Below are 25,262 nucleotides of genomic sequence, written 5' to 3' on the forward strand. Positions count from 1 at the left end.
GAGCATGAAGCAGCGGGTGCACTGGTTGGTGATGCACGGCGTGATCCGAGCGGTGGCCAGCGTGGCGGCCCGGCGCGGCGACCCGCAGGCCCGGATGGCATTCGACCCGACGGTGCGCACCGACCCGGTCTCGTTCATCGAGGAGATGCGTCCTGCGGGCCCGATGATCCCCACCCGCCTGGGTTTCCTCACCCTCGACCACGCGGTGGCGCACGAGTTGCTGCGGTCCGACGATTTCCGGGTGATCATTCTCGGCGGCAATCTGCCCAAGCCGCTGCGATGGGTGGAGCGACACACCCGTGACGACCTGCTGCACCCCCTGCGCCCGCCGTCACTGCTGGCCGTCGAGCCACCGGAGCACACCCGCTATCGCAAGACCGTCTCGTCGGTGTTCACCTCGCGTGCGGTGGCCGCGCTGCGCGACCGGGTCGAGGAGACCGCCGCTGATCTGCTCGACGGCTTGTCGGACGGACCGGGCGTCGTCGACATCGTCGACCGGTACTGCTCGCAGCTGCCCGTCGCGATCATCGGCGACATTCTCGGCGTGCCGGATGCCGACCGCCCGCGGATTCTGGAGTTCGGCGAACTCGCCGCACCCAGCCTGGACGTCGGGTTGTCCTGGTCGCAGTACCAGCGGGTGCAGGCCGGCCTCGCCGGCTTCAACCGGTGGCTGTCCGCGCACCTTCGCCACCTGCGCGAGCACCCGGGTGACGATCTGATGAGCCAGCTGATCGCCGCGTCCGAGGACGGTCAGTACCTCGACGAGACCGAGCTGCAGGGCGTCGCCGGTCTGGTGCTCGCCGCCGGATTCGAGACCACAGTGAACCTGCTGGGCAATGGAATTCGGTTGCTGCTGAACTCCCCTGATCAGCTTGCCCGGTTGCGCGAAGATCCGTCGCTGTGGCCGAACGCGGTCGAAGAGATTCTCCGCCTCGAGTCGCCGGTGCAGTTGTCGGCACGCATCGCGCTGCGCGACACCGAGGTTGCCGGCGCCACCGTGCGGGCCGGCGATATGGTGGCGATCTATCTCGCCGCCGCCAACCGCGACCCGGCCGTGTTCGACGACCCGCACCGCTTCGATGTTGCCCGGCCGAATGCCGGTAAGCACCTTGCCTTTTCCGGTGGACGGCACTTCTGCCTCGGGGCGGCGCTGGCGCGCGCCGAGGGCGAGGTGGGCCTGCGCCGGTTCTTCACGCACTTCCCCGAGGCGCGGTTGGCCGGGCTCGGCAGCCGCCGCGACACCCGGGTGCTGCGTGGGTGGGCCGAACTACCGGTCAGCCTGGGTGCGCCCGGGCTGATCTCCTCGCGCGACTGATTCGGCGCGCTCGCCGTCGGAGACCCGGGGGTCGAGCGAGTCGGCCTCCTGCGCGCGCTGGTCGAGGTCTTCGCGATGGGCGGAGGCCTCGGTGCGATGCTTTTCGGCGTGCTCCTGCAGGCGGGCCGCCTCGGCTGCCTTGGCCTCCGCTTCGGCTTGCGCCGCACGGGCTTTCGCAGCGGTTTCGGCAGCCAATGCCTCACGGCGCTGCACCTTGACGTGGTCCTCGCGGACCCCTTCGCGGATCTCGTCGGCCTTCGCGACACGGCGGCTGATCTGCCGCTTGCGGCCAACCCAGACAAGGGCGGCGACGACGATCAGCGCGGCGATGACGGCGATAACGATCCACACGACATTGTTCGAGGCCATGCTGGCTCCTTCAGTGAGCGGGCCGCTGATGCGGCACCGTCAATTCACGGCGTTCCCGTCGCGGCCCCCTGCCAAACCGCCCAGCGCCGTCAGCATGCCCGCCGCCGACCGTGGCCAGGTGAAAGTCTCGGCACGCCGACGAGCGCAATACCGCCGCTGCTGCTCGGGACGGCCGATGACACCGGCGACGGCCGCGGCGATCGCCTGCGGATCATTGTCCGCACATGCGCCGCTGTCAGAAGTCAGGATCTCGGTCAGTGCGGAGGTGCGCGACACCACCGCCGGTGTACCACAAGCCAGCGCCTCCAACGCAGCCAAGCCGAACGTCTCGTGCGGGCCGGGCGCCAGGGCGACGTCGGCGGAGGCCAGCAGGGTGGCAACGGCGTTTCGCGAGTCGATGAAACCGGTGAAGTCGACCGGCAGGCGCGCGGCCTGTCGCTGCAGGCGCGCCCGCATCGGTCCATCGCCGGCGATCACCAGTCGGGCATCGACACCCGAATCACGAAGGGCGGCAAGCGCATCGATACTTCGGTCGGCGCGTTTCTCGACCGACAGCCGGCCGCAGTGCACCAGCAGAACCTGGTCCGGGGCGGCCCAGCGGTTGCGGGTTCGGGTGCAGAACCGGTTGGGATGGAACATGTCCAGGTCCACACCCAGCGGCACGGTCATCACGTTGGTGGCGCCGATGCGGTCGAACTCTTCTCGGGCAAAGCTGGTGGTACACAGCACTGTGTCGTAGTTCGCCGCGGTGCGTCGGTTGGCCATGTCGGCGATCCGGCGCGCCAGCGGCCTTGGCATGACCTGACCGGTCAACCGGTCCAGCCGCTCATGGGAGATCATCACGGTGGTGACACCCTGCCGTGCGCCCCATCCACCCAGCGAGCGCAGGGTGAACCGGTCGGACACTTCGATCGCGTCGGGTGCCAACCGTTCCAGCAGCGCGGTCACCGGGGCGGGCATCACCGCCCGGTATCCACCGGTGAAGGGAATGTGCCTGGCGGGCACAGTGATTCGGGTGACACCGCTCGGCAACGCGGCGCGGGCACCCGTCGCTCCCGGCACGATCAGGAAGACTTCGTGCCCCGCCGCGCAGTATTCCGCGCCCAGCCGGTCGACCGCCGTGCGCAGGCCACCCGAGCGTGGACCGTAGAAGTTCGCGACCTGCGCGACCCTCATCATGGCCGTATCCGACCTTGCTGCGGTGTGCACATGGCGACCCCAGCGCTTCCGCGTCCTGAACACGCGGTGAACAGCCCCGATTGGACTAGCGTTGACCACGTGCGGATTTCGGAGGTGCTCCACGCAGCAGCCGGTGCGGTGAATCGCGGCGCCACCGCGCTGATCACATCGCCGCGATGGGGCCGCATCGTCGGGCTCGGGCTGACTGAGATCCGCTATACGGGCCGGCGCAGCGGACGCACCGTGGCTTTGCCCGTCGGCTACCGGCGTCGTGGTTCCGAAATTCTGATCGGGGTCGCCATGCCGGACGGCAAGAAATGGTGGCGCAACTTCACCGGAGCGGGTGCGCCGCTGACTATCCTGCTCGGCGGCACCGAACGACCCGGCCATGGGGTCGCCAACCGCGACGAGCGCGGCCGGGTGACGGTCACCGTCCGGCTCGACTAGCCGACGTACCGAGAAAACCAGTCCTGCACACGCGTCCACGCGTCAGCAGCGGCGACCGGGTTGTACCGCGGTCCGGTGTCGTTGAAGAACGCATGATCGGCATCGGGTTCGACGACGAGGTCGTTGACCAGACCGGCCTGATTCAGCGCCGCCTTGGCCGCCGGCTCCGACGACGTGACGCGTTGGTCGAGCGCGCCGTACAAGCCGAGCACCGCCGCGTTCGTGGAGCCGGCGAAGATCGGGGTGTCGGGCAGCGGACCGTAGAACGGCACCGCTGCAGCCAGTCGTTTCTCACCGGTGGCCAACAGCCGCCAGACCAGCCCGCCGCCGAAGCAGAAGCCGACGACGGCGAGCTTCTGCCCCGGCGTGCGGCGTGCCACCTCGTCGAGCCCGGACCGTAGATCGGCGACGAAACGATCGGGTGCGATGGTGCCCAGCGCGGCGGTTGCCGCGGCGGGGTCGGTGAACTTGGCGGTACCGCCCTCCTCGGAGAGCAGGTCGATCGCCAGTGCGGAGTAGCCGATCCCGGCCAGCCGGCCGGCGACGGTGCGCACCCAGTCGTTGAGGCCCTTGTTCTCGTGGATGACCAGCACCCCTCCGCGTGGGGTGGCGGCCTGCGCCCAGGCGCCCTGCAATGTCCCCCTCGGGCCGGCCCAGGTGACCGGCGAAGTGGGCAGTGCCGTCGCCATCCCCGGCGGCGGCGCGTCGGGTGTCGGTGAGGCGGTCGATGACGAGGACGGCGACGACGCGGCCTTCGGCTTGTCGGTGGCGCACGCGGCGATCAGCGCGCTCGCTGCCCCCGCGCCGACGCCCAGCAACGCCAGCCTGCGCAGCGCTTCGCGGCGGCTCAGCAGGCCGTCCACGTGATCCGTGGCGATCTCTTCGGCGATGTAGCGCTGTAGTGGAGTCACCTAGGCGAGTATGCGCTTGCTGGGTAGCCGTGGGCTGAAGGCATGATCGTCACCGGAGGTATCGACTATGGCAGACCACGACGTACTACCTGGTTCCGAGGCGTTCGAGCAGGTGGTCGGGCTGTTGGACTATCCGATGTTCGTGGTGACGACGCGCGTCGGAGACCAGCGTGCGGGTTGCCTGGTCGGCTTCAGCAGCCAGGTGTCGATCAATCCGTCCAGGTTTCTGGTCGGACTCTCCAAGAAGAACCACACCTACCGGGTTGCCGCGGATGGCGCGACGCATCTGGCCGTGCACCTACTGGCCAAGGAACACCGGGAGCTGGCGCGACTGTTCGGCAGCGAGACCGGCGACCGGGTGGACAAGTTCACCCGCTGCGAATGGTCGGACGGCCCCGAGGGCCTGCCGATCCTTGCCGACGCCTCGGCGTGGTTCGCCGGCCGAATTCTGACGCGGTTCGACCTCGGTGATCACGTGGGGCATCTGACCCAGCCGGTGGCCGGCGCGGCACCTGAGCAGTTCGGCGACTTGGTGACGTTCACCGACGTCAAAGACCTAGAGCCGGGGCATGAGGCCTGACCGGTTGACTGGCCGGATCGCCGTCGTGGCCGGTGCCACCCGGGGGGCCGGTCGCGGAATCGCAGCAGCGCTCGGCGAAGCAGGCGCAACCGTGATCTGTACCGGCCGGAGCAGCGTCACCGGGCGCGGCGGATCCGACTACGACCGGCCGGAGACGATCGAAGAGACCGCGGCACTGGTCGACGAACTCGGCGGAACGGGCGTGGCAATCCAGGTCGATCACCTGGACCCGTCCCAGGTTGCCGGGTTGGCCGACCGAATCCGGTCGGAGTACGGCCACATCGACGTGCTGGTCAACGACATCTGGGGTGCCGAGATCCTCAAGGGTCCGCCCCCGCAGTGGGACCGCCCGATCTGGGAACTCGACATCGATGACGGCCTGCGAATCCTTCGGCTCGGCGTCGACACCCACCTGATCACCGCGCACGCGCTGCTGCCGCTGTTGGTCGGGCAGCCAGGCGGCCTGCTGATCGAAATGACCGATGGCACAGCTGAATACAATGCAACCAACTACCGCATCTCGGTGTTCTACGACGCGGTGAAATCCGCCGTCAACCGGCTGGCCTTCGCGCTGGGGCACGAGCTGACGCCCTACGGCGCGACGGCCGTCGCCGTCACGCCCGGCTGGTTGCGCTCGGAGATCATGCTCGAGCACTACGGGGTCACCGAAGAGACCTGGCGAGAAGCGGACGCCCCACCGGGTTTCGCCGAGTCGGAGTCGCCCCGTTTCGTGGGCCGAGGAATCGCCGCCCTCGCCGCCGACGACGACCACTCGCGCTGGCATCAGCGCTCGGTGACGGCTGCGGAGTTGGCCCGCGAGTACGGGGTCACCGACCTCGACGGCCGGCAACCGGACGCCTGGTCAGCAGGTTAGTAAACACATCCGAAAATGTGTCCACTAAATCGTTGACACTCGCGCAGGCAAACGGTTCTATTGACGCTCGTGAGCTACGACACGATCATCCGCAACGGCCGGTGGTTCGACGGCACGGGCGCTCCGTCCGGAATTCGTGACATCGGTATCCGCGATGGCCGCGTCGCCGTGGTCAGCCTGCGTCCACTCGACGTGACCGGCTGCGACGACGTCGTCGAGGCCGGCGGCCGGTGGGTCCTGCCGGGGATGGTCGACGTGCACACCCACTACGACGTCGAGGTGCTGGGCGGTCCCGGTCTGCCGGAATCGGTACGCCACGGCGTCACCACCGTCCTGCTCGGTTCCTGCTCGCTGTCCACGATCCACGTCAACGGCAGTGACGCCGGCGACTTGTTCGGGCGGGTCGAGGCAATTCCCCGCGAGCACGTCATCGCCGCGGTCGACGACGCCAAGACGTGGAACACGGCCGAGGGGTACGTCCAGGCCCTGGAATCGCGGGCCCTGGGACCCAACGTCGCGGCGTTCATCGGTCACTCCGATATGCGCACTGCTGTGCTGGGATTGGATCGCGCCACCCGAGAAGATGTGCGGCCCAACGCGAGTCAGCAGGCCGAGATGGAGCGCATGCTGACCGAGGCGCTGGATGCCGGGTTTGTCGGGCTGTCCTCGCAACAGCTGTTGTTCGACAAGATCGACGGCGAGACCTGCCGATCGCGCACCCTTCCGTCCACCTACGCCAAGCCGCGCGAGCTGCGCCGGCTCAAATCGCTGCTGCGCAAACGCGGTCGCGTGCTGCAATCCGGCCCGGACATCCAGAATCCACTGAACCTGGTCTCACAAGTGGCGCAATCGATTCCAGTCCTGCGGGACAAGCTCAAGACCAGCCTGCTGTCGGCCGCCGACGTCAAGGCGAATCCGTTCGCCATTTTCATCATGGGTCCCCTGGCCAAGGCGGCGAACAAGTTGGGCGGCGACTTCCGCTGGCAGCACCTGCCGGTTCCGTTCGAGGTCTACGCCGACGGGATCGACCTGGTGGTGTTCGAGGAGTTCGGTTCAGGCGCTGCCGCGCTGCACCTGCGTGACGAGGTCGAGCGCAACGCCCTGCTGGCCGACGAGGCATACCGGCGGCAGTTCCGCAAGGATTACGACAGCAAGTTCGGGGTCCGCGTGTGGCACCGAGACTTCTTCGACGCCGAGATCGTTTTCTGCCCTGACGAATCCGTGGTGGGCAAGTCCTTCGGCCAGGTCGGCATGGAACGCGGCGAGCTGCATCCGGTCGACGCGTTCCTGGATCTGGTCCTCGAGCACGGCACGAAGCTGCGCTGGCGCACCACGATCTCCAACCACCGGCCGGAAATTCTCCAGAAGCTCGCCCGCGACCCCGGCGTCCAGATGGGCTTCTCCGATGCCGGTGCGCACCTGCGCAACATGGCGTTCTACAACTACGGCCTGCGGCTGCTGCGCCATGTGCGCGACGCCGACCGCAAGGGACGCCCGTTCATGAGCGTTGAGCAGGCTGTGCATCGAATGACCGGTGAACTGGCCGACTGGTATCAGATCGACGCGGGCCACCTCCGCGTCGGCGACCGCGCCGACCTGGTGGTGATCAACCCCAAGTACCTGGACAAGCACCTCGACGACTACGCCGAAGAACCGGTGGAGCAGTACGGCAACTTGCCGAGGATGGTCAACCGCAACAACGACGCTGTCGAGCTGGTGCTGATCGGCGGACGTGCGGTGGTCCGCGACGGTGAGCCGACCGATGTGCTCGGGTCCGAGCGCACCGGAAGCTTCCTTCGGGTGGGTCGGGCGACGCCGGCGCCCGGGACGACGGAATCGGAGCTGGCCCATGCCAATTGACACCTCGGCGGTACCGACTGAGGTCGCCGAGACCGTGCTCGGCATGTGGAAGGCGCTCTCGAACCGCGACTGGGAGACGCTGAAGACGTTCCTGTCCGACGACTGCATTTACGTCGACATGCCGGTCGGTCCGATCGCGGCTGCGCGTGGACCCGAGGACATCGTCAAGCGACTCAAGATCGGTCTCGAGCCGCTGGCCGGCTACGAGAATCACGACGGCGTGCTGGTGAGCAACGGCGTGGACACCATGTACGAGCACTCCGAGACGTGGACGTTCGCCACCGGCGAGCAGGGCGTGCTGCGCTTCGTCACCGTGCACAAGGTCTCCGACGGCAAGATCACGCTGTGGAAGGACTATTGGGACATGAACGGCCTCACGAGCTTCGCGCCCCCCACGTGGCTCGAGGATCTCGCAGGAGCCGACATGTCGTGGATGTTCGACGCCACCGGCCTGATCTGAGCTGACTAGCCCATCTGGACCGATTCGCCCAGATCCTGATCCAGGATCGTGCCCGCTCGACCCATCGCGGCGTTGCCCGAGCGGAGGAACTCGAGCGAGTGCCGCAGTTCGTTGGCGTCGATGTCTTCCGTTGCCGCCATGCAGAAGTGCATCGCCACGTCGTAATCCGAGAGCCCAGCCTGGAATTCGGCCCCGAAAGCCGGGTCAGGCGGCGGCATGTGACCCTGCAGTCCAGCCACCCCATCGTGGTAACGCACGCAGGCCGTACTCAGCGACGCGACGTCGTTGGCCTGCGCTGCCGCCGACACGGCGTCGGTCGCCGACTGGATTGCCCTGACGTGGTCCTGCACCGTGTCCCACCATGCCCGCATCGACTGCTGCAGCGGCGGTGTGGGCGGTGCGACCGTCCTCGTCTGAGTGAGCGGCGACGGCGCAGCAGTGACCACACTGGTCTTCACGGGCAGGACGCCCGCCGGACCACACGCAGTGAGGGCTATCGCGGCGATCCCGACGAGGAGCATCCGTGGCGACCGCATGGGAACCTCCCGTTTCTGGTGCTGTCAGATCAGGCAAGCGTCACCCCATGGCAGCGGGATCGGGAGGGTCCAAGGGCCCCGATAATCCCGACTCGACGGCCCACACCTCGTGGATCTTGAAGGTAAGACGGGCTGATCTGAGCACCTGGCCGCCCTCGCGACGCTAGTCTGATCAGGCCGAACCGGCACCGTCGTCAGGAGGCACAGATGCGCAGGGTCGTCATTGGGTCGATTGTCGCGTCGGGACTGCTGAGCGCGGCGATCCCGCTCGCGGCACCGGCGTCGGCCACCTCCTGCCATTCCCCGAGCTGCGTGCCGAACGTCGCCCAGAACGTCGTCGGCGGGACGCCCTGTACGCCGAGCCCATCGTTCGTGTTCGGGTTCGACGCCCAGAAGAACACGCTCATCTGCGCGGCCAGCGGTGTGTGGATGTCCACCGGCCCGCTGGTCGGCGAGGCGGCGAACGCACTCCCCTGCACCACACCCGGAACCACGGCGCAGGAACGGGTGGCCGGTGACGAATGGGAGCCGAAGGTCTATGGCGTGCCGCTGATATGCACCGGACCGGCCGACTGGGCGCACTGGATGCACTTCCCGCCGGCCTGACGAATCTGCCGGCACTGTTGACGGTGTCGGCAAAGAGTGCCGAAAATCGTTACCACACAGCATATTCCCAGCCAATTCGATGGCACATCGACCGTGACATTTCATCGAACGCACTGCAGGCAAACGTCGCTCATTCGGCGAATCCGGATGTGAGCAAGGCTATTACGCCGACTGGCCGGGGTCAGCAAGGACGATGCGGCGACGCCCAACGGTCCGAAGCCGTCGACGCGTCCAGTCGCAATGGGTTCGGACACCCGAACACTCACGGCGAGGCAACTGGACAGCGAAGCTAAGTTGATGCTCAATCCGTTGCGTATGCAAGCAGTATTACTTGCATACGCATACATTACTTACTTCGGGGTAAGTTTTGGAGTTACTTTGCTAGTGGGTGCTCAATCCGACTTGAAAGGGGACCCCGATGTACACCGCGATCCGTCCCTATGCCACCGCCGGCGTGGCCTTACTCGGAGCCGGCGCTGTCGCCGTCACGCCGATCGCTCCTATTATCGATCCGATACATTCAGCAGCACAGCTCTTTTCGCATGCCGACGTGGGCCTGGTCGCACTCGTCGACCCGATCAGCGCGTACACCAACCTCGTCACGCACACCGTTGCCAGCCTCACAGGGCTGGCGAATGAGGTCGCAGCCGACCCGTTGCCCATTCTTCGCGCGATGCTGGGCAACGACCTCGGTAATGCCCAGATTTTCGGCGCTGCCCTCGACGCCGCCGGAGCGGCGCTCTCCGACCAACTGAAGGCCTTGCCGGACGAGTTGCAGACCACCCTCACCCAGTTGCGCAACGGTCAGGTCAGCGCTGCGATCGTCGGCCTGTTCGGCACCGGTACCGGCCTACTGCTGGGTCCGGCGCTGCCGCTGATCGGTGGTGTCTTGCCGGTGATCCAGAACATGGTCGCCAACTACAACGACGTCATCCAAAACTCCCTTTCGATCGTCTTGACATCGGTGGCGCTCGCCCCGATCTACCCCATCAACGCGACCGTGTCTGCCTTCGCGGCCCTATCGCAGAATGTGGTCGACTCGATCTCGTCGCACGATTTCAGATCGGTGGTCGAGGACTTTGTCAGCGCACCCGCCGTGCTGACCGACGCCTTCCTGAACGGATTCCCCGGTGGCCCAACGGCGTTCATCGATCCGGCGGGCGGGCTGCTTTCCGGCGCCTCGGTCGGCTTCGGGACCGTCGAGAACCTGCTCCAGGCGGCCAAGGCCATCGCTACCCAGCTGACCCGACCGGGCCCGCCCGCGTCATTCACCTTTGCGCTGCCGCATCTGGTGCCCGCCGCAGGCGCGGCGACGGCGACGCTGGCCCCCGTCGCCAAGAAAGGTGTCGCCGCCTCAGCGAGCAAGGCTTCAGCCGGCAAGTCCTCGACCGGCCAGGCCAAAGCACCTGCACGAGCCAAGGCCAATGGAACCGCCGGGTCCAAGCGAGCCGCGAGGGGACGCTAGAGCCGCAGGAAGTCGGTCACTACCGAGGGCTCTGCGCAAGCGATTTCGCCGCCGAGCGACGGTTGTCCCCGATCTTCACTGCGCGGGAAGGCATCCGCTGTCTGGTCGGCGAGACCAAGGTGGGTCGCGCACTGTGCCCGCGATCTGGCACTGCCCGCCCGTTTCGATCGACAAGGCCACCTCCCGGGCCAAGATGGGGCCCGGCGTCGGGAGTCAACTCTGAATAACCCAGAGCGATCATCGGTGTCAGGATCTTGTCCAGGACCGCAACCGACTGCGGAAAGAGCGGTTCTAACAGATGGGTCAGCGCGGGGGTCTGCTGGATGGTGTAGGTGGTGGTGGTGCCGCCCATCGAATTCTTGCTCGTGGTGATGTTGTCAGCCGGCACTTCACCGTTGAGGACCATCTGGGCGGCTCTGCCGTAGTGGTCGGTGCCGTGATATACGGCCGCTCCGGCAATCGCGTTGAGATCAGCGAGCAGGTGCCATGGCCGGTCGGGTGTGCTGGCGATCGCGTCGTACTGAAGCTTCACGACAGTGATGTCGTAACCGGTTACGGGTATGGGCTCGGTAACTGCGCCGGTGAGCAGCTCCGGGCTGCCGGTGGGCAGGTATGAGAACAAGCCACCCGGTCGAGACGGGTCCGCGATCACCATGAACTGCAGCTGTGACGGGTCCGGTGCAGCCGGATCGTTGGCGAGTTTGCGCAATTCCTCGTCGACCACCAAGGATCCCAGCGATTCGCCGATCACCATGACCTTGCCCTGCGCGAGCGCGGTGTTGATCATCTTGTCCAGCAGTGGCGCCCCGGCATCGATAGAGTGCGCGCCCGTCGCGCTGGCAAGCCCGGTCCACGGCCACAAGCCGTCGGGGTAGTCGAGCTCTTCGAGCGTGTAGCCAGGGGGTACGCGCCGCATCACGTCCCAGTTCGGGCTACCGGCGGCGCCGGCACCGGGCACCCAGATGGCTGTGTCAGCGTGCCCACAGGGTGCCCACGCGACCAACGCTGCGAACGTCGCCGACAACAGCAGACCGAGCGCCTTCATAAATCCCCCGACAGTTGAGACTCGTTCGTAGCCTCGCCTGGTCGCCGGGGCGCCGGAAAGGGACTTTCGCCATGAACACTGATGGCGAAGCTCCCGTCACAGCCGGTAGACGCGCACGGCGTTGTCCCTTCCGATCAGGTCGATCACCCGCATCGCGTCGGCCTCACTCCACTGGTCACGCGCCACAAAGCCGGTGAGGACGGCGGCCATCCCCGCCCGCCACAACAACGAACCGAGGTAGTGCAGCTCGGCGGGCCCGAAAGCATCCGAGGAGTAGAGGATCTTGCGGAACGGAGCCAGCTCCAGAGTCCTGGCGATGAACGCTTCGGCCCGCGCCCCGAGGTGGTTGATACTCAGGCCCACGTCGAGGTAGACGTTGTTGAAAGCCTGGGCGAGATATCCGGCTTCGCGTTCGTATGGATAACAGTGCAACAGCACGATCGGCGTGGCGCCGGATTGGCGGAGGAAGTTCAGCAGCAGCATCGGATTCGTCCGGTGCAAGTAACAGTCGCGGTCGCCGAGGCCGACATGGAATTGCAACGGCTTGCCCAGCCGAAGTGCTTCGTGGACGCCGAATCGCAGGAGCGTGCGGTCGGTCAGCCGGACTCCGCCGGCGTCGCGCCACCGCGCCGCCGCGTCGGCGACCTCGCGGGGAGCCGGTTCCGACAGGTCGCCGTCGAACCCGCCCCGGTAAGCCAGCACTGTCTTGGTGGCGACCGCAGTCACGCTGCGGTCGTGCAGGATTCGGCGGAACGCGTCGGCGTAGTCACCCGGTGATGCCGCCGCCTGCTCGGCGAGCTGCTCGAGCCGGACGATCTCGCCGACGTCGCCTCCGGAAGCCTCTGCCATCTCGGACAACCCGGCGATCCCGCCCGGCAGGCCGGTGTCGACCAGCCAGTCGCTGACCCCGGCCGCGGGCAGGAACACCCGCGCCAACTGGCCTTCGCTCATCTCGCTACGGCGCTCCCAATAGCTGTGTGGGTCCGCATGTTCCGGTAAACCGAGCAACGGTGCGCAGTGCGCCCGCACCGCGAAGCCGAGTTGGGTGTCGAAGCCGGAGTCGAAGTCGGCCAGCGGTTCGGTGTTGGCTTCGTTGAGCCCGTTCTCGAAGCGCCTGCGGTCATCAGACGTCAGCCAGAAGCCGTGTACGTGGTTATCCACCAGGCGCACACCGGCAATGTGCTCATCCAGCGCCGTGGCCACAGGCACTTATAGGCTCCAGGCCATCCGGAACTTCTCGGTCAGCGCTTCGGCGTCCAGATGCGAATACATCTCGTGTTCGTACTGGCGCACTGCAACCAACACGTCGACCGCGGGATCGCCGAGGATCGCCCGCAATCGGGCCGAGCGGTCCAGGGCCGCGATCTCCTCGGGCTGGTCGGCGCTGAGCGCGACGGTGCCCGCGGCAGCGCGATCGTCGTCGGACAGTGTTGCGGGGTCGACCGTCGTTTCCGGCGGCAGCCGGACACCACTCTCGATCCCGTCCAACGCGAGACCGAGGATCGCGGCGGAGGCGAAATATGGGTTGGCCGACGGGTCGACGACCTTGACCTCGACATTGGCGCCGTACGGATTGCCTTGCCCGCCAAGCACGAAACGAACCGCGGCCTCCCGGTTCTCGGTGCCCCAGCAGGCATAGGCACCGGACCAGTTCCCTGGCTGCATCCGCAACCCGGACACGATCGAGCCGCAGAAGATCAACTGCGCCTGGGGCAGGCCCGCCAGGATGCCGCCGATAGCACTTTCACCTTCCGCGGTCATGCCTTGCGCTCCGGTGCCGCCAGAGAACACCGGGGTGTCGCCGCGCAGCAGCGAAACATGTTGGTGGGCACCTGAACCCACGCTCCCGGCGAACGGAACCGGGGACAGGCTCACCCGCAGTCCGTATGTGCGGGCCACCCGGCTGATGATGATGCGGGCCAGGATGAGCTGATCGGCGGCAGCGACCGGCGACTTGGGAGTCAGTGAGATCTCGAACTGATTGATCCCGTACTCGGGATGAAACTGCTCGATGCCGACGCCGGCCGCCGCGGCGGCAGCGGTCACGTCCCGCACGAAGCCCTCGTACTCCAGCACCCCGGCCAACCCGTATTGTGCCCACAGGTTGCCCGGCAGACGGTTGCCCTCCGGATCGACGAGCAGGAACTCGATTTCGTGGCCGACCAGTGCCTGCAAGCCGGCCTCGGCCAACCGCGATTCGATGCGCCCGAGCGTTCCGCGCGCACAGGCGGCGATCGGGTTGCCGTCCTGGTCGAAGAAGGATGCGGGCGCCCATGCCAACCCACCGCCGATGATCCGGAGCGCGTCGAGGTCGATGCGGATTCGTTGATCCCCGACGACGCTGATTCCCAGGGCGAAAGCGATGCCGGAGCGGTCGATGGCGAACCCGTGAGCGACTGGGCTGAAGCCCAGCCCCGGATCGGCGAACGCGTTGAGCCGGCGCGACGGCACGGTCTTGGCGTGCGTCAGCCCGGCGGGATTGACGAAGGTTCCGACGACGGTGTCCACCCCGTCGGCTTCCAATTGGCCGATAGCCGCGCCCGCGTGCGGTGTGGTCATGGCAGCCATTGTGCCGACCGCACCCGCCGGGCGCGGTGAATAGCCGCTACGCGCGGCTCGGCAGCGTCAGCTTGCAGGTCTGCCCGATGTCCAGGGTGGACAGCATCCGGCCCATGCCGACCCACATTGCGCAGGACAACGTCAGGTCGGCCATCAGCTCGTCGGAGAAGTGCTCACGAGCGCGGTCCCAGAAGTCCTCGTCGTACTTGAGCTTCGCCCAGTCGGTGCCGAACCGGTGAGCGAACTCGGCGGCGATGCGCTCCTGGTCGCTGTAGCCCTCCCACGTCTTCCACTCCAGCGCGTGGTCGTAGAGGTCCTCGTCGACACCGGCCGCCGGGCCGTCGGCGTCGCGGGTGTTCTGACACAAGACGCATTCGTTGTCGTGGGCGATCACCGCGCGGGCGAGCTCGCGCACCCGCATCGGCAGCCGGTTCTTGTCGCTGTAGACCGCGTGGGAGAAGGCGGCCATGGCCGTCCCCAGATCAGGAGACTTGACTATCCAGCCCGCGACGTCGTCTTCGGGGAAGTTTCCGATTCGGCTCATGGGCGAGATGGTACGCCGCAACCAGGCAATCTGGAACGTGTTCTAGTTTATCGACCGGACGAGGACACCCGCTCGGGGACAATGCCCGCATGGTCTCTCTTTCCCTCCGGCGTGTGCTGTTCGGGCCGCCGAATGGTGGCAGCCCGGTGACGCTGCCGAACGGCATGCGCATCCGGCAATGGCAGAGAATCGAGACCAACTTCCTCTACGGAGAGACGTTCGGCGAGGACTCCGTCTATGCGAAGGGCAATCTCATCGATTTCCGGCCCGGCGCAGTGGTTGTCGACGCCGGCGCGAACATCGGGATGTTCACGCTGTTCGCGGCCCTCCGGTGCCGCGGTGAGGCCGAGGTCTTCGCGTTCGAACCCATCCCCTCGACTTTCTCGGTACTGGCGGCCAACGCTGCCGCGGCCAATCGGGGCGAGTACGCCGCCGCGATGAGCACCCGGCCCGGTGCGTCCTTGACGGTCCATCCGATCAATTGCGGACTGTCCGACACGCGGGATGAGGTGATGTTCCAACACCACCCGAACTTCTCCCTATGGAGCACCCGGGATGCCGATTTCGCGCGCCAGCGTGTGGATCGGTTCGTCGCGGACGTGGCGGGAATGATCCGCGTCATCCCGGCCCGGCTCGGCCGAGTCGCTGTGCGTCCGATCGTCGCGTGGATGGGCCGGATCAAGACGGTGACGGTCGCACTGGTGCCGCTGTCGTCAGTCATCGAGCAGCACCGCCTCGATCGCATCGACGTCTTGAAGGTGGACGTCGAAGGCGCCGAAGTAGCTGTCCTGCAGGGGATCTCAGCCGAGCACTGGGACCTGATACGTCAGGTGGTGCTGGAGGTGGAGTACTTCGCCACCAAGGATCGCGTCATCGAAACGCTCGAAGCGCGCGGATTCACGACGTATTGGTTCGCCAGTGAGCGTGAGCGCTATGGCGCTGTGCAGAGCGAGGTGTGCATGGTCTACGCGTGGCGCGCCGAAGACCGCTTGTAGATTACTGCGGCGGGCGCGACACGCACTGTGCGGAGTAAAGCTCGACGCCGAGCTTGTCCATCAGCTCGAGCTGCGTCTCGAGGTAGTCGATGTGATGCTCCTCGTCGGCCACGATCCCCTCGAAGAGGTTGGCCGTGGTGGAGTCCAGCTTCTCGCGGCACAGGATGATGGCCGGCTTGAGGCGGCCCACGACCTCGTACTCGATGGCCAGGTCGCTCTCGAACTGCTCGCGAAGTGTCTGCCCGACGCGAAGCGAGCCGAGCCGCTGGTAGTTGGGCAGGCCGTCGAGAAGCAGGATCCGATCGGTGATGGCCTCGGCGTGGCGCATCTCGTCGAACGATTCCTCGCGGGTGTGCTTGGCGAGCTCGGTGAAGCCCCAGTTGTCCTGCATCTTTGAATGCAGGAAGTACTGGTTGATTGCGGTGAGTTCACTGGTCAGCTGCTCGTTGAGCAGGCGCAGAACTTCTGGATCACCTTGCATGACCGCAACCCTAGTGCAGGGCCGCCGGCACTCTCGCGAAGTTTGCGCCCTCGGGGTGTTGTAGGTCGGCCTAACTAAGGTTAGTCTCCACTAATATGTCCGCTGTGCGACGCCATCCTGCGAGAGGGAGACGCTGATGTACGTGTGCCTCTGCGCGGGGGCGACCAGCGCGACGGTCACCGAGGCCGTTGCCGGTGGGGCGTTCACGTCCAAGCAGGTCGCGGCGGCCTGCGGCGCAGGAGGCGATTGCGGCCGGTGCCGCCGCTCCGTGCGGGCCATCATCGAGCAGTATTTCGCCGCCACCGCGGGTGAGCCGCCGTGCCGGCAATGCACAGGAAATTTGTTCTGCCAGCTTCATGCGGCCGGCTCTCGGCGTTCCGCGGCGCGCGCCAGCTGACTTAGGACTTTCCGCGGTGGAAATCCGCCAGCGCCTCGGCGTTGGCGGCGGCGCCCATCAACTTCTCGAACAGTGCGTTCTCCCGTGCGGTCGCATCGGCGATTCCGTTCCGGTACGGCTCGACCATCGTCTGCTTGACCGCCATGAGACTCGAAAGAGGCCGGGAGGCAAGCACTTCCGCGCGCTTGCGTGCATCGGCGATCAGTTCGTCTGGCTCACTGACCCGCCACACGAGGCCCATGCGCAGCGCCTCGGTGGCATCCACCCACTCCGAGGACATCAGCAGCCACGCCGCATTCTGCCGACCGATCAACTGCGGCAACAGATATGACGACGCCGCCTCGGGGGCAACCCCCAGGCTGGTGAACGGGCATTTCAGCCGCGCCGTCGAGGACATGAACGCCAGATCGGCATAACCCAGAATCGTCGTGCCGATGCCGAGGCCGACCCCGTTGACCGCACAGATCAGCGGCTTGGGAAATTGGCTCAGCGCGGTGATCAGGCCTGGAAAGCCGTGCTTGCCCTGGACGAAATCGGGATTGGTGATGCGCTCCTGCATGTCCCCAAGGTCCTGGCCGGCGCTGAACGCCCGGCCGGCTCCGGTGATGATCACGACGGCGACGTCGGGATCCTCGGCGGCGGTCAGCAGAGCCTCGGCGGTGGCGTCGTAGAGCGCCTCGTTGAATGCGTTGAGGGCATCCGGACGATTGAGGGTGATCGTGCGGACCCGGTTCTCGTCGTCGATGAGCAGCGTCACGCGGCACACCCTAACGGCGTGGCACATCGTGCCGGGCCGACAAGCCCGGCAGGTGGGACCTAGCTCCCCAGTAGTCGTTCCGGGTGGTGGTAGGTGTTGGTGCCTGCTGCTAGCGGGAGTTGTGGTGGAGGGATCCACTCGGTGTCGCCGTTGGCGAGTTTGCGGGTTTTCCAACCCTGGTCGAGTAGTCGGTGATCGGCGGGGCAGGCCAGGGTGAGTTTGTCGATGTTGGTCAGACCGCCCTGGGCCCATTCGTCGACGTGGTGGACCTCGGTCAGGTATCCCGGCGCGTCGCAGCCGGGTCGGGTGCAGCCGCGTTCCTTACCGTGCAGCATGATCCGCTGATCCGCCGAGGCGACGCGTTTGGTCCGCCCCAGCCACAATGCCCGCCCGTCCACGCCGTCGAACAACGCGAGGTAGTGGTAGGAGTGGCTGGCCATCCGGATCAGGTCGGGGATCGGCAGCAGCGTGCCGGTGGCGGTGACGGCGTGCCCGGCCTTGGCCTGCAGGTCGTGCACGGTGGCGGTTGCGATCACGGTCACCGGTAACCCGTTGTGCTGACCCAGTTTCGGGTCACCGAGTTGTCCGCGCACCAATGCCGTCAACGCGTCATGCTGGCGTTGACCATGGCTGCGCAGGTCGCGTTCGGCCACCTGCTCCGACGGCGTGAGGGTGGGCGTTTGATCGGCGGGGTTGCAGACGCCGGGCGCGGCGAATTTGGTGAACCAGGCATCGAGCATGCAGCGCAGCTGCGGGTCGGCGATCAGCCGGCCCACGCTCATGCCGTCGACCTGTTGGCCGCCGCACCACACGAAGCCGCGCTTGCGGGCGCGGTCCTCATCGGAGAATCTGCCGTCGGGATTGAGCAGCAAGCTCAGCTGATGCGCGATCTTCTCCAATTGATCGGGCCGCAGATCCACCGCATGCTCGGCGAGTGTGCGTTCGGCGTTCTCGACGTCGGTGGGCGGCACGTGGTCGGGCAGGTCGCGGAAGAACTTTTGAACTACCCGCAGATGCTCGCCGTCGAGTTTCCCGTCATGCCAGGCCTTTGAGGTTTCGGGCAGCAGCGGCGGTAGCGGCTCACCGGTCAGTGCCCGGCGCGGCGCCAGCTCCTCGGCATCCCGGATCCGCCGCTTGGCCTCCCGCGGGCTGATCCGCAACACATCACCCAACGTGATCGGGATTGGCGGGCAACCCTCGAACTGCTCCAACCGGGCCACCACCGCATGCGACATCGCGACCTGACGACGCCGCGCGACCTCCAACCGCTCCAGCACCACGAACCGCTCCGGCGGGGCCAACACGTCGAGATCGACCGCGGCCAGAGACTCGACCGCATTGTCGAGCGCCTCCAGCACCAAATCAACCGAACTCACACTTCGAACACTAGTGCGAACCACCGACAAAAATGGATCCCGAAAGCGATCTGGGGATGAACGCGGATCTGGGGATAAACCCCCGGTCAGCCGTTGCTGTAGACGCGTGTCGGCGCGATCAACACCACGACGCGGCCCTGCTCGACCATCGTCTTGTCGTACTCGGCCCAATTGTCATGGGTGCCACCGCAAGCGGTGAACACCTCACGCAGTAGCAGTCGCAACTGGTCGGCTGACGCCAGCCAGTCCGGCTGGTCGTCGGGCCCCGCGAGCTCGGCGCGACCCTCCACCGACGCCCATTGCCAACCGTCGCGGAATGTCAGCGTGACCGCGGGCCGGGCCCGCAGGTTCGCCAGCTTGACCCGGCCGTAGGTGACGAAGGCCAGCACCGGATCGCCGGTCGCCGGGTGCGTCACGATCCCGGCGTTGACCAGCGACGCCTGAACGGTGTTGTCTGCGCGCACCGTCGATACCACAGCCAGCCCACGGTCGGCCCGGGCCAGTGCGACGGCCTCGTCCAGGGTGGTCATGCTTGCTCGGCCTGGAACGGGCTGCGGAAGAGGTAGCGGCTGGTGGGCACCGCATCGATGTTCACGTTGGCCCCGAACGCCGCTGTGCTGGCGACCATCTGCTCCATGCGGCTCTGCAGATCGGCATCATCGGCGGCGCCGAAGAACGCGTGCAAGCTGCTGACCGCCTCGATCGGAAAGTGCTCCTCGACGATCGCGTTGATCACCGGGGCGTCCTCGGTGAGCGCCCGCACCACATAGTTCTGGACGTAGGTGAACGTCGACTGGGTGGCGATCGCCACCGGCGTGTGGTTACCGTGCCAGCGCGCAAGCCACGTGGGCTCGTCCATGTCGGCCGGCCTGCGCAGCAGCGCCATGTTGGCCAGACCGGGCGTCCGCTCCCCGGCCGGTGTCACCGGCGGCGGCAACGGAACCGACTCCGTCACCAGATAAGCGGCGATGAATTCGGCGTAGTGGCCGAGCAGTTCGAGCGCCATGAGGACCTGATCGCCGTAGTACTGCTGGGTCCAGATACTGACCAGCGCCTGCACCGGCGGGTCCAGCGTCGTCAGCGTCATCAGCGAATCGCGAACGTCGCGGTCGCGGACGTTGACCGTCAGTCCGGGCAGGCCCAGATCGAGCAGTTCCTTCGCCACCGGACCCCGCAGCTGCCCGGCCCACTCGTCGTCGGCGGCGCCGGTGCGCAGCGTGACAATCACCTTCTCCATGGCTGGAACCTACCGCAGTCAGTCGCGCAGCCAGCGCGGAGTGATGAAGACGCCGTCGGCCTCGACGGTGATGCCCTCGGCATCGGAGATATAGCCGGAGACAAAGGTTTTCACGCCGTCGACCCGGGTGATCTGAGCTTCGGCATGCAGCGCCCCGAGCGGGCAGGCTCGCGGATATCGCACAGTGATGCTGCCGGTGAAGCGCGGCTTGCCGTCCGGGCTCGCCGCCTCCCCCAGCACGTGATCCAGAACCAGCGCCGACACCCCGCCGTGAGCATGCCCGGGCGGACCCTCGTACGGCGCGCCGAGATGGAAGTCGCACCAGTACCGGCCATCAGGATCGCGGTGGATTTCCAGCGGCGGGGCGATCGGATTGCGCAAACCGATCACCGCATTACCCCAACTCATGCTCTGCCCGGACGTCGTGCGCTTCACGCCGAAGGCGCCGTCGATCTGGTTGCTCCGCAGCCTGGCGGTCGCGGCATCGATGTCGGCCTTCACCGCGGCGACGGTGTCGGCGTCGACCTCGGTGCGGATCGTGGCGTCGACCAGTTCGCGCACCGAGATGGTTAGCGGCTCATAGATCGCCCGCAGCCGTTCGATCTCCTCGGCGGACAGGTCCTCGACGGTGAATTCCAGCACTCCAGCACTAGAGCACGGCGCCGATGCGCTGTCGAACGAGGGTCTCGTCGCGCACTAGGCCATGGCTAACACGAACGACACACAACCGACCTCTGGTTGGAATGCAAGCGTCGAGAATCTCCAGGTAGCGACGGACGTTCCGGCGCGTCCAGGAGGCCTGCCGATGAGCACTGACGTCACCGAGCCCGAAACACCGTCGAGCGAGCTGAAGATCCCGTGGTGGACCCGCGGTGATCTCAACGCCTTCTTCGGGCTGGGGTTCAACATTTTGGTCAACGTCCTGACCCTGACCACGTTGATGATCGGTGTGATCAAACTGCCCGCCGACGACGTCCTGGGCACCGTGCTGCCGGCGCTCGGGGTCGCGCTGGTGCTGGGCAACCTCTACTACACATTCCTGGCGCGCCGACTGGCGCGGCGGGAGAACCGCACCGACGTGACCGCACTGCCGTATGGGCCGAGCGTGCCGCACATGTTCATCGTGGTCTTCGTCGTCATGCTGCCGGTGTATCTGGCCACCAAGGATCCGATCCAGGCGTGGCAGTCCGGGCTGGCATGGGCGTTCATGATCGGCGTCATCGTCATCATCGGTGGGTTTGTCGGCCCCTTCATCCGTAAGCTCACCCCGCGCGCGGCCATGCTGGGAACGCTGGCCGGAATCTCGATCACGTTCATCTCCATGCGGCCGGCAGCCCAGATGTGGGAGGCCGCCTGGATCGGCCTGCCCGTCCTGGCGATCATCCTGATCGGCTTCTTCACCGACGTGAAGCTGCCGGGCAACATTCCCGTCGGCCTGGTCGCGCTGCTGGTCGGTACCGCGATCGGCTGGATCGGTGGGTTCATGTCGGCACCCGACGTGAGCAAAGCCGTCTCCGACATCGCGATCGGCATCCCGGACCTCCGTCTCGACCTGTTGTGGTCCGGCCTCTCGCATCTGGCCCCGCTGCTCGGCACCGCAATTCCATTGGGCGTCTACAACTTCACCGAAGCCATGAGCAATGTGGAGAGCGCGGCCGCCGCCGGGGACAACTACAACCTGCGAAGTGTGCTGCTGGCCGACGGCGCCGGCGCGGTGATCGGGTCGGCGTTCGGCTCACCGTTTCCGCCCGCGGTCTACATCGGCCACCCCGGATGGAAGGACGCCGGCGGGCGGGCGGGCTACTCGCTGGCCAGCGGCGTGGTCATCGGATTGCTGTGTTTCCTAGGGTTGTTCGGGGTGCTGGCCGCGCTTCTGCCGGTGCCGGCGATCGTGCCGATCCTGCTCTACATCGGTCTGCTGATCGGTGCCCAAGCCTTCCAGGCCGTTCCGCGGTTGCACGCGGTGGCCGTCGTGGCCGCGCTGTTGCCCAACCTGGCGCAGTGGGCCAGCGGGCTGATCGACAACGCGTTGAACGCGGCCGGGACGTCGGCCGCCAAGGTCGGCATGGACGCCCTCGGCGGTGCCGGGGTGGTCTACGACGGGCTGCAGACCCTTGGCGAGGGCGCGATCCTGGTCGGCCTGCTGCTGGGCACCATGGTGACGTTCATCTTGGAGAAGAAGTTCCGCTACGCGGCGCTGGCGTCGGTGGTGGCTGCCGCACTGTCGTTCATCGGGCTGATCCACGCACCCGAGATCGCGTGGGCCGCCAATCCCCAAGTGGCACTGGGCTATTTGTTCTTCGGGGTGGTGTGTCTGCTGTATTCGCTACTGCCCGGGGCCAAGGAGCCGGTCACGGTCGACGAATCCGATATCGTCGCCGGGCACTAGTCGGCGAGGAACGGCACCTCGGCACCGTCGGCGAGGACGATGTAGAGCCGCCGCCACGGATCATCGTCGACCAGGCGCCATTGGTGACCGGAGCCGGCGGTGTCCTCGGCCAGCAGCACATCGCCCGGGGCGAGGGTGAACTCCTCGCCGTCGCGGGTGGTGAATACCAGCGTCCCGGCGAGGGTGACGACGAGCTGGCGGACGGGCGCGGTGTGCCAGGCCAGAGTTCCACCGGTGGCCGTTTCCTCCGCCGTCACCCGGGTCGACGCCATCGCGGCCGACACCAGATCGTCATTGCGGCCCGGCGACAGGTCGAGGCGGCCGATCTGGACGTGGGACTGTTGGTCGGCTCCGGTGAGCAAGCGCACGCAGCGAATCACTTCGCCCCCTTTCGTTCTGGTCGGTTGCAACGCTATCCGCCCCTGCCGCGCTGTCCTAGGGTGAGCAGCATGGCGGTTCTGCTCGGCGACACCGAGCCGTATTACGACCTCGGGGACTTTCACCGGCCCGTCGACACCTCGTCGTCCCAGGCGCAGGTGTGGTTCGACCGCGGCCTGGTGTGGGCGTACGCCTTCAACCATGAAGAGGCGATCACCTGCTTCGAGCGTGCCCTGGCCCTCGACGCCGACCTCGCGATCGCCCGGTGGGGCATTGCGTATGCGATCGGGCCGAATTACAACAAAGGTTGGGAGGCCTTCGACGCCGTCGACCTGGCCGCCTCGCTGGCCCGGGCCCGAATGGAGCTGGAGCTGGCCGCCAAGAGCCGGGGCAGCGTCGTCGAGCACGCCTTGATCGCGGCGCTGGCCGCCCGGTTTCCCACCGACAACCCCGATGACGCCGAGGCCCTGGCCGCCGGGCACGTCGCCTACGCCGACGCCATGGCCGAGTTGGTGCGGGCGTATCCCGACGATGTCGACGTGCTGGCGCTGGCCGCCGACGCTCTGGTGAATGTCACGGCATGGGCGTTGTGGGACACCGCAACCGGCGAGCCGGCCCCCGGATCGCGGGTGGTGCAGGCCAAGGAACTCCTCGACGCCGCCTTGCGCACCGAGGCGGGCCGGGCCCATCCCGGTGTGCTGCACCTCTACATCCACGCGATGGAGATGTCCGCACATCCCGAGGACGCGCTGCCGGCCGCCGACCTGCTGCGCGGCCTGGTTCCCGACGCCGGTCACCTGCAGCACATGCCGTCGCACATCGACGTGCTGTGCGGCAATTACCGAGATTCGGTGCTGGCGAACCAGTCTGCGGTCACCGCCGACCGGCGCTTCGTGGCGCATGCCGGACCGCTCAACTTCTACTCGCTCTACCGCGCGCACGACCTGCATTTCATCGTCTACTCGGCGATGTTCGCGGGCCAGTCCCAGATCGCGCTACAGGCCGCTGACGAGCTCTCCGGGCAGTTGACCGCCGAGTTGCTGTCGATCGAGTCTCCGCCGATGGCCGACTGGCTGGAAGCATTCGTCCCGCTGCGGGTGCACGTGCTGATCCGGTTCGGCCGATGGGACGAGTTGATTGCCGAGCCGCTTCCTTCCGATCCCGAATTATATTGCACCACAACGGCAACCATTCACTATGGACGTGGTGTCGCGCACGCGGCCAAGGGGCAGCTGGTCCAGGCCGTCGCCGAACGCGAGGCGTTCGCGGCCGCGTATGCCCGCGTGCCGGAGTCGCGCTATCTGTTCAACAACACCAGCCGCGACATCCTCGCCGTTGCCGCCGCCATGCTCGACGGTGAAATTGCCTATCGGCAGGGTGATTTCGAGGTGGCCTTCGATCATCTCCGGCGAGCGATCGCCCTGGATGACGCGCTGCCCTACGACGAACCCTGGGGCTGGATGCAGCCCACCCGGCACGCCTACGGCGCGCTGCTACTTGAGCAGGGTCGGGTCGCAGACGCCGCCGCGGTATATGCCGCCGACCTCGGTCTGGACCCGACGCTGAGCCGGCCCTGCCAACACCCGGGCAACGTGTGGAGCCTGCACGGTTACCACGAGTGCCTGCAACGGCTGGGCCGTGTGGGTGAGGCGTTGATCATCGGCCGCCAGCTCGAGCTGGCGAAAGCCCGCGCCGACGTCCCGATCCTGGCGTCGTGCCTGTGCCGGCTCGAGGTTCTCAGCGAAGACTGTTGCCACTGAGGCAGTAATCTCGGTGGGTGCACGACGGCCTCGAACCTCCCTCGCCGGTCCTGCCGACCCGGCGCGGCTGGCCCGGCAGGGTCGTGCATTTCATCGGCAGCGCGCCGATCACCTTCGGCTGGCTGGCGGTGCTGTTCCTCACAACCATCGCCCAGCACCTGCTGCCGCGCTGGCACCTGCTCGAGCTACTGCGCAAAGACTCCACCAACCTCCACCACCTGGCCTCCGACCCCATCCGGGTGCTGATCACCAGCCTGCTGTGGCTCGACGGCGCGGCGTGGTGGCCGTATCTGGTGATGTTCTGCCTCTTCCTGGCGCCGGCGGAGCGCTGGCTGGGCCACCTGCGGTTCGTGATCGCCGGGCTGATCGCCCACATCGTGGCGACCTACGCCAGTGAGGGATACCTGTACTGGCAGATCCAGGAGGCGCTGATCTCGCCGCGCTATCTCAACGCCCGCGACATCGGCGTGAGCTATTTCGCCGTCGGCATCGTCGGCCTGTTGACCTATCACATCGCGCGACCGTGGCGCTGGCTGTACGTATTCGTCGCGCTCGCCTACTGCATCGGGGTCGTGGTGATCACCCCCACGTTCACACCGGTGGGGCACCTGGTTGCTCTGATCGTCGGATTCGCCAGCTACCCGCTGGCCCGCGGCCGTCCCGGCTCCCCGGTGGATCCGCAGCGGTTGCTGGACCTTTGGCGGTTCCGGCATCCACCGACACCGGTTGCGTAAGGTGAGAC

Annotated in this window: 27 protein-coding genes and 1 pseudogene; 13 read left to right on the forward strand and 15 right to left on the reverse strand. The window is 66.8% G+C overall.

Annotated elements, in window-relative coordinates:
- Nucleotides 1–4 precede the first annotated feature (4 nt).
- A complete protein-coding gene (locus AB431_RS16630; RefSeq protein ID WP_047333501.1) occupies nucleotides 5–1,315 on the forward strand; it encodes a cytochrome P450 in 1,311 nt (436 codons plus the stop codon).
- Here the strand turns inward: AB431_RS16630 and AB431_RS16635 are convergent.
- Together AB431_RS16635 and AB431_RS16640 are read right to left on the reverse strand one after the other, a co-directional pair.
- Entirely contained in the window at nucleotides 1,268–1,684 is a 417-nt protein-coding gene (locus tag AB431_RS16635; protein ID WP_047330861.1) for a hypothetical protein, read from the reverse strand. The two genes, AB431_RS16630 and AB431_RS16635, sit on opposite strands and share 48 nt — an antisense overlap.
- 39 nt (nucleotides 1,685–1,723) lie before the next feature.
- On the reverse strand, nucleotides 1,724–2,860 hold the full coding sequence (locus AB431_RS16640; protein WP_047333502.1) for a glycosyltransferase: 1,137 nt from the start codon (nucleotides 2,858–2,860) through the stop codon (nucleotides 1,724–1,726).
- 102 nt (nucleotides 2,861–2,962) lie between these two features.
- On the opposite strand from AB431_RS16640, the gene AB431_RS16645 reads away from it, so the two are divergent.
- Nucleotides 2,963–3,310: a hypothetical protein gene (locus tag AB431_RS16645; RefSeq protein WP_200902650.1), complete on the forward strand. Its 348-nt coding sequence runs from the start codon at nucleotides 2,963–2,965 to the stop codon at nucleotides 3,308–3,310.
- Here the strand turns inward: AB431_RS16645 and AB431_RS16650 are convergent.
- Nucleotides 3,307–4,221, reverse strand: coding sequence for a dienelactone hydrolase family protein (locus AB431_RS16650; protein WP_047330862.1), 915 nt, complete (start codon nucleotides 4,219–4,221; stop codon nucleotides 3,307–3,309). The two genes, AB431_RS16645 and AB431_RS16650, sit on opposite strands and share 4 nt — an antisense overlap.
- Nucleotides 4,222–4,288: 67 nt before the next feature.
- On the opposite strand from AB431_RS16650, the gene AB431_RS16655 reads away from it, so the two are divergent.
- The 4 genes from AB431_RS16655 (at nucleotide 4,289) to AB431_RS16670 (ending at nucleotide 7,995) form a co-directional block, all read left to right on the forward strand.
- On the forward strand, nucleotides 4,289–4,801 hold the full coding sequence (locus AB431_RS16655; protein WP_047330863.1) for a flavin reductase family protein: 513 nt from the start codon (nucleotides 4,289–4,291) through the stop codon (nucleotides 4,799–4,801).
- On the forward strand, nucleotides 4,791–5,675 hold the full coding sequence (locus AB431_RS16660; RefSeq protein ID WP_047330864.1) for an SDR family oxidoreductase: 885 nt from the start codon (nucleotides 4,791–4,793) through the stop codon (nucleotides 5,673–5,675). The genes AB431_RS16655 and AB431_RS16660 overlap by 11 nt, the downstream gene beginning before the upstream one ends.
- 69 nt (nucleotides 5,676–5,744) lie before the next feature.
- Nucleotides 5,745–7,535, forward strand: coding sequence for an amidohydrolase family protein (locus AB431_RS16665; RefSeq protein ID WP_200902651.1), 1,791 nt, complete (start codon nucleotides 5,745–5,747; stop codon nucleotides 7,533–7,535).
- Entirely contained in the window at nucleotides 7,525–7,995 is a 471-nt protein-coding gene (locus AB431_RS16670) for a limonene-1,2-epoxide hydrolase family protein (RefSeq protein WP_047330866.1), read from the forward strand. Before AB431_RS16665 ends, AB431_RS16670 begins: the two co-directional genes overlap by 11 nt.
- A gap of 5 nt (nucleotides 7,996–8,000) precedes the next feature.
- On the opposite strand, the gene AB431_RS16675 is transcribed toward AB431_RS16670, so the two are convergent.
- A complete protein-coding gene (locus tag AB431_RS16675) occupies nucleotides 8,001–8,531 on the reverse strand; it encodes a hypothetical protein (protein WP_144418283.1) in 531 nt (176 codons plus the stop codon).
- 207 nt (nucleotides 8,532–8,738) lie between these two features.
- On the opposite strand from AB431_RS16675, the gene AB431_RS16680 reads away from it, so the two are divergent.
- Nucleotides 8,739–9,137, forward strand: a complete 399-nt coding sequence (locus tag AB431_RS16680; protein WP_047330868.1) for a hypothetical protein — start codon at nucleotides 8,739–8,741, stop codon at nucleotides 9,135–9,137.
- Between the two features lie 418 nt (nucleotides 9,138–9,555).
- Nucleotides 9,556–10,602 (forward strand): hypothetical protein, encoded by a 1,047-nt coding sequence (locus tag AB431_RS16685; RefSeq protein WP_047330869.1) that lies wholly within the window; start codon nucleotides 9,556–9,558, stop codon nucleotides 10,600–10,602.
- Between the two features lie 19 nt (nucleotides 10,603–10,621).
- Here AB431_RS16685 and AB431_RS16690 read toward each other — a convergent pair whose 3' ends face one another.
- From AB431_RS16690 to AB431_RS16705, 4 genes are all read right to left on the reverse strand, one after another.
- Nucleotides 10,622–11,647 carry a PE-PPE domain-containing protein gene (locus AB431_RS16690; RefSeq protein ID WP_047330870.1) on the reverse strand — a complete coding sequence of 342 codons (1,026 nt, stop codon included), beginning with the start codon at nucleotides 11,645–11,647 and terminating at the stop codon, nucleotides 10,622–10,624.
- A gap of 96 nt (nucleotides 11,648–11,743) precedes the next feature.
- Nucleotides 11,744–12,856: an amidohydrolase family protein gene (locus AB431_RS16695; RefSeq protein ID WP_047330871.1), complete on the reverse strand. Its 1,113-nt coding sequence runs from the start codon at nucleotides 12,854–12,856 to the stop codon at nucleotides 11,744–11,746.
- Nucleotides 12,857–14,215, reverse strand: a complete 1,359-nt coding sequence (locus AB431_RS16700; protein WP_162489414.1) for a glutamine synthetase family protein — start codon at nucleotides 14,213–14,215, stop codon at nucleotides 12,857–12,859. It lies immediately after the preceding gene.
- A gap of 37 nt (nucleotides 14,216–14,252) precedes the next feature.
- Nucleotides 14,253–14,750: a carboxymuconolactone decarboxylase family protein gene (locus AB431_RS16705; protein ID WP_047330872.1), complete on the reverse strand. Its 498-nt coding sequence runs from the start codon at nucleotides 14,748–14,750 to the stop codon at nucleotides 14,253–14,255.
- A gap of 89 nt (nucleotides 14,751–14,839) precedes the next feature.
- On the opposite strand from AB431_RS16705, the gene AB431_RS16710 reads away from it, so the two are divergent.
- A complete protein-coding gene (locus AB431_RS16710; RefSeq protein ID WP_047330873.1) occupies nucleotides 14,840–15,745 on the forward strand; it encodes an FkbM family methyltransferase in 906 nt (301 codons plus the stop codon).
- A 1-nt stretch (nucleotide 15,746) separates the two neighbouring features.
- On the opposite strand, the gene bfr is transcribed toward AB431_RS16710, so the two are convergent.
- Complete coding sequence (bfr, locus tag AB431_RS16715) at nucleotides 15,747–16,226, reverse strand: bacterioferritin (RefSeq protein ID WP_047330874.1); 480 nt, start codon at nucleotides 16,224–16,226, stop codon at nucleotides 15,747–15,749.
- A gap of 136 nt (nucleotides 16,227–16,362) precedes the next feature.
- Between bfr and AB431_RS31590 the strand changes: the two are divergent.
- Nucleotides 16,363–16,509, forward strand: a pseudogene (locus AB431_RS31590) (bacterioferritin-associated ferredoxin); the annotation flags it as partial.
- 115 nt (nucleotides 16,510–16,624) lie between these two features.
- Here AB431_RS31590 and AB431_RS16725 read toward each other — a convergent pair.
- The 5 genes from AB431_RS16725 to AB431_RS16745 all read right to left on the reverse strand — a co-directional run bounded on the left by AB431_RS16725 (nucleotide 16,625) and on the right by AB431_RS16745 (nucleotide 20,635).
- The gene (locus AB431_RS16725) at nucleotides 16,625–17,380 is read right to left on the reverse strand and encodes an enoyl-CoA hydratase/isomerase family protein (protein ID WP_047333505.1); all 756 of its coding nucleotides are present in this window, start codon (nucleotides 17,378–17,380) and stop codon (nucleotides 16,625–16,627) included.
- 59 nt (nucleotides 17,381–17,439) lie between these two features.
- Nucleotides 17,440–18,756: an HNH endonuclease signature motif containing protein gene (locus tag AB431_RS16730; RefSeq protein ID WP_047330876.1), complete on the reverse strand. Its 1,317-nt coding sequence runs from the start codon at nucleotides 18,754–18,756 to the stop codon at nucleotides 17,440–17,442.
- An 86-nt stretch (nucleotides 18,757–18,842) separates the two neighbouring features.
- The gene (locus tag AB431_RS16735; protein WP_047330877.1) at nucleotides 18,843–19,286 is read right to left on the reverse strand and encodes a TIGR03618 family F420-dependent PPOX class oxidoreductase; all 444 of its coding nucleotides are present in this window, start codon (nucleotides 19,284–19,286) and stop codon (nucleotides 18,843–18,845) included.
- On the reverse strand, nucleotides 19,283–19,993 hold the full coding sequence (locus AB431_RS16740) for an EthD domain-containing protein (RefSeq protein WP_047330878.1): 711 nt from the start codon (nucleotides 19,991–19,993) through the stop codon (nucleotides 19,283–19,285). The genes AB431_RS16735 and AB431_RS16740 overlap by 4 nt, the downstream gene beginning before the upstream one ends.
- 18 nt (nucleotides 19,994–20,011) lie before the next feature.
- Nucleotides 20,012–20,635: a PaaI family thioesterase gene (locus AB431_RS16745; RefSeq protein WP_047330879.1), complete on the reverse strand. Its 624-nt coding sequence runs from the start codon at nucleotides 20,633–20,635 to the stop codon at nucleotides 20,012–20,014.
- A 163-nt stretch (nucleotides 20,636–20,798) separates the two neighbouring features.
- Here AB431_RS16745 and AB431_RS16750 point away from each other — a divergent pair, with 163 nt between their 5' ends.
- Complete coding sequence (locus AB431_RS16750; protein WP_047330880.1) at nucleotides 20,799–22,382, forward strand: hypothetical protein; 1,584 nt, start codon at nucleotides 20,799–20,801, stop codon at nucleotides 22,380–22,382.
- Here the strand turns inward: AB431_RS16750 and AB431_RS16755 are convergent.
- On the reverse strand, nucleotides 22,379–22,762 hold the full coding sequence (locus tag AB431_RS16755) for a cupin domain-containing protein (protein ID WP_047330881.1): 384 nt from the start codon (nucleotides 22,760–22,762) through the stop codon (nucleotides 22,379–22,381). The two genes, AB431_RS16750 and AB431_RS16755, sit on opposite strands and share 4 nt — an antisense overlap.
- A gap of 69 nt (nucleotides 22,763–22,831) precedes the next feature.
- On the opposite strand from AB431_RS16755, the gene AB431_RS16760 reads away from it, so the two are divergent.
- Nucleotides 22,832–24,520 carry a tetratricopeptide repeat protein gene (locus AB431_RS16760; protein WP_047333506.1) on the forward strand — a complete coding sequence of 563 codons (1,689 nt, stop codon included), beginning with the start codon at nucleotides 22,832–22,834 and terminating at the stop codon, nucleotides 24,518–24,520.
- A gap of 17 nt (nucleotides 24,521–24,537) precedes the next feature.
- Nucleotides 24,538–25,254, forward strand: a complete 717-nt coding sequence (locus AB431_RS16765; protein WP_235435697.1) for a rhomboid-like protein — start codon at nucleotides 24,538–24,540, stop codon at nucleotides 25,252–25,254.
- Nucleotides 25,255–25,262: the final 8 nt, after the last annotated feature.

Source organism: Mycobacterium sp. EPa45, from assembly GCF_001021385.1.
Lineage (GTDB): Bacteria > Actinomycetota > Actinomycetes > Mycobacteriales > Mycobacteriaceae > Mycobacterium.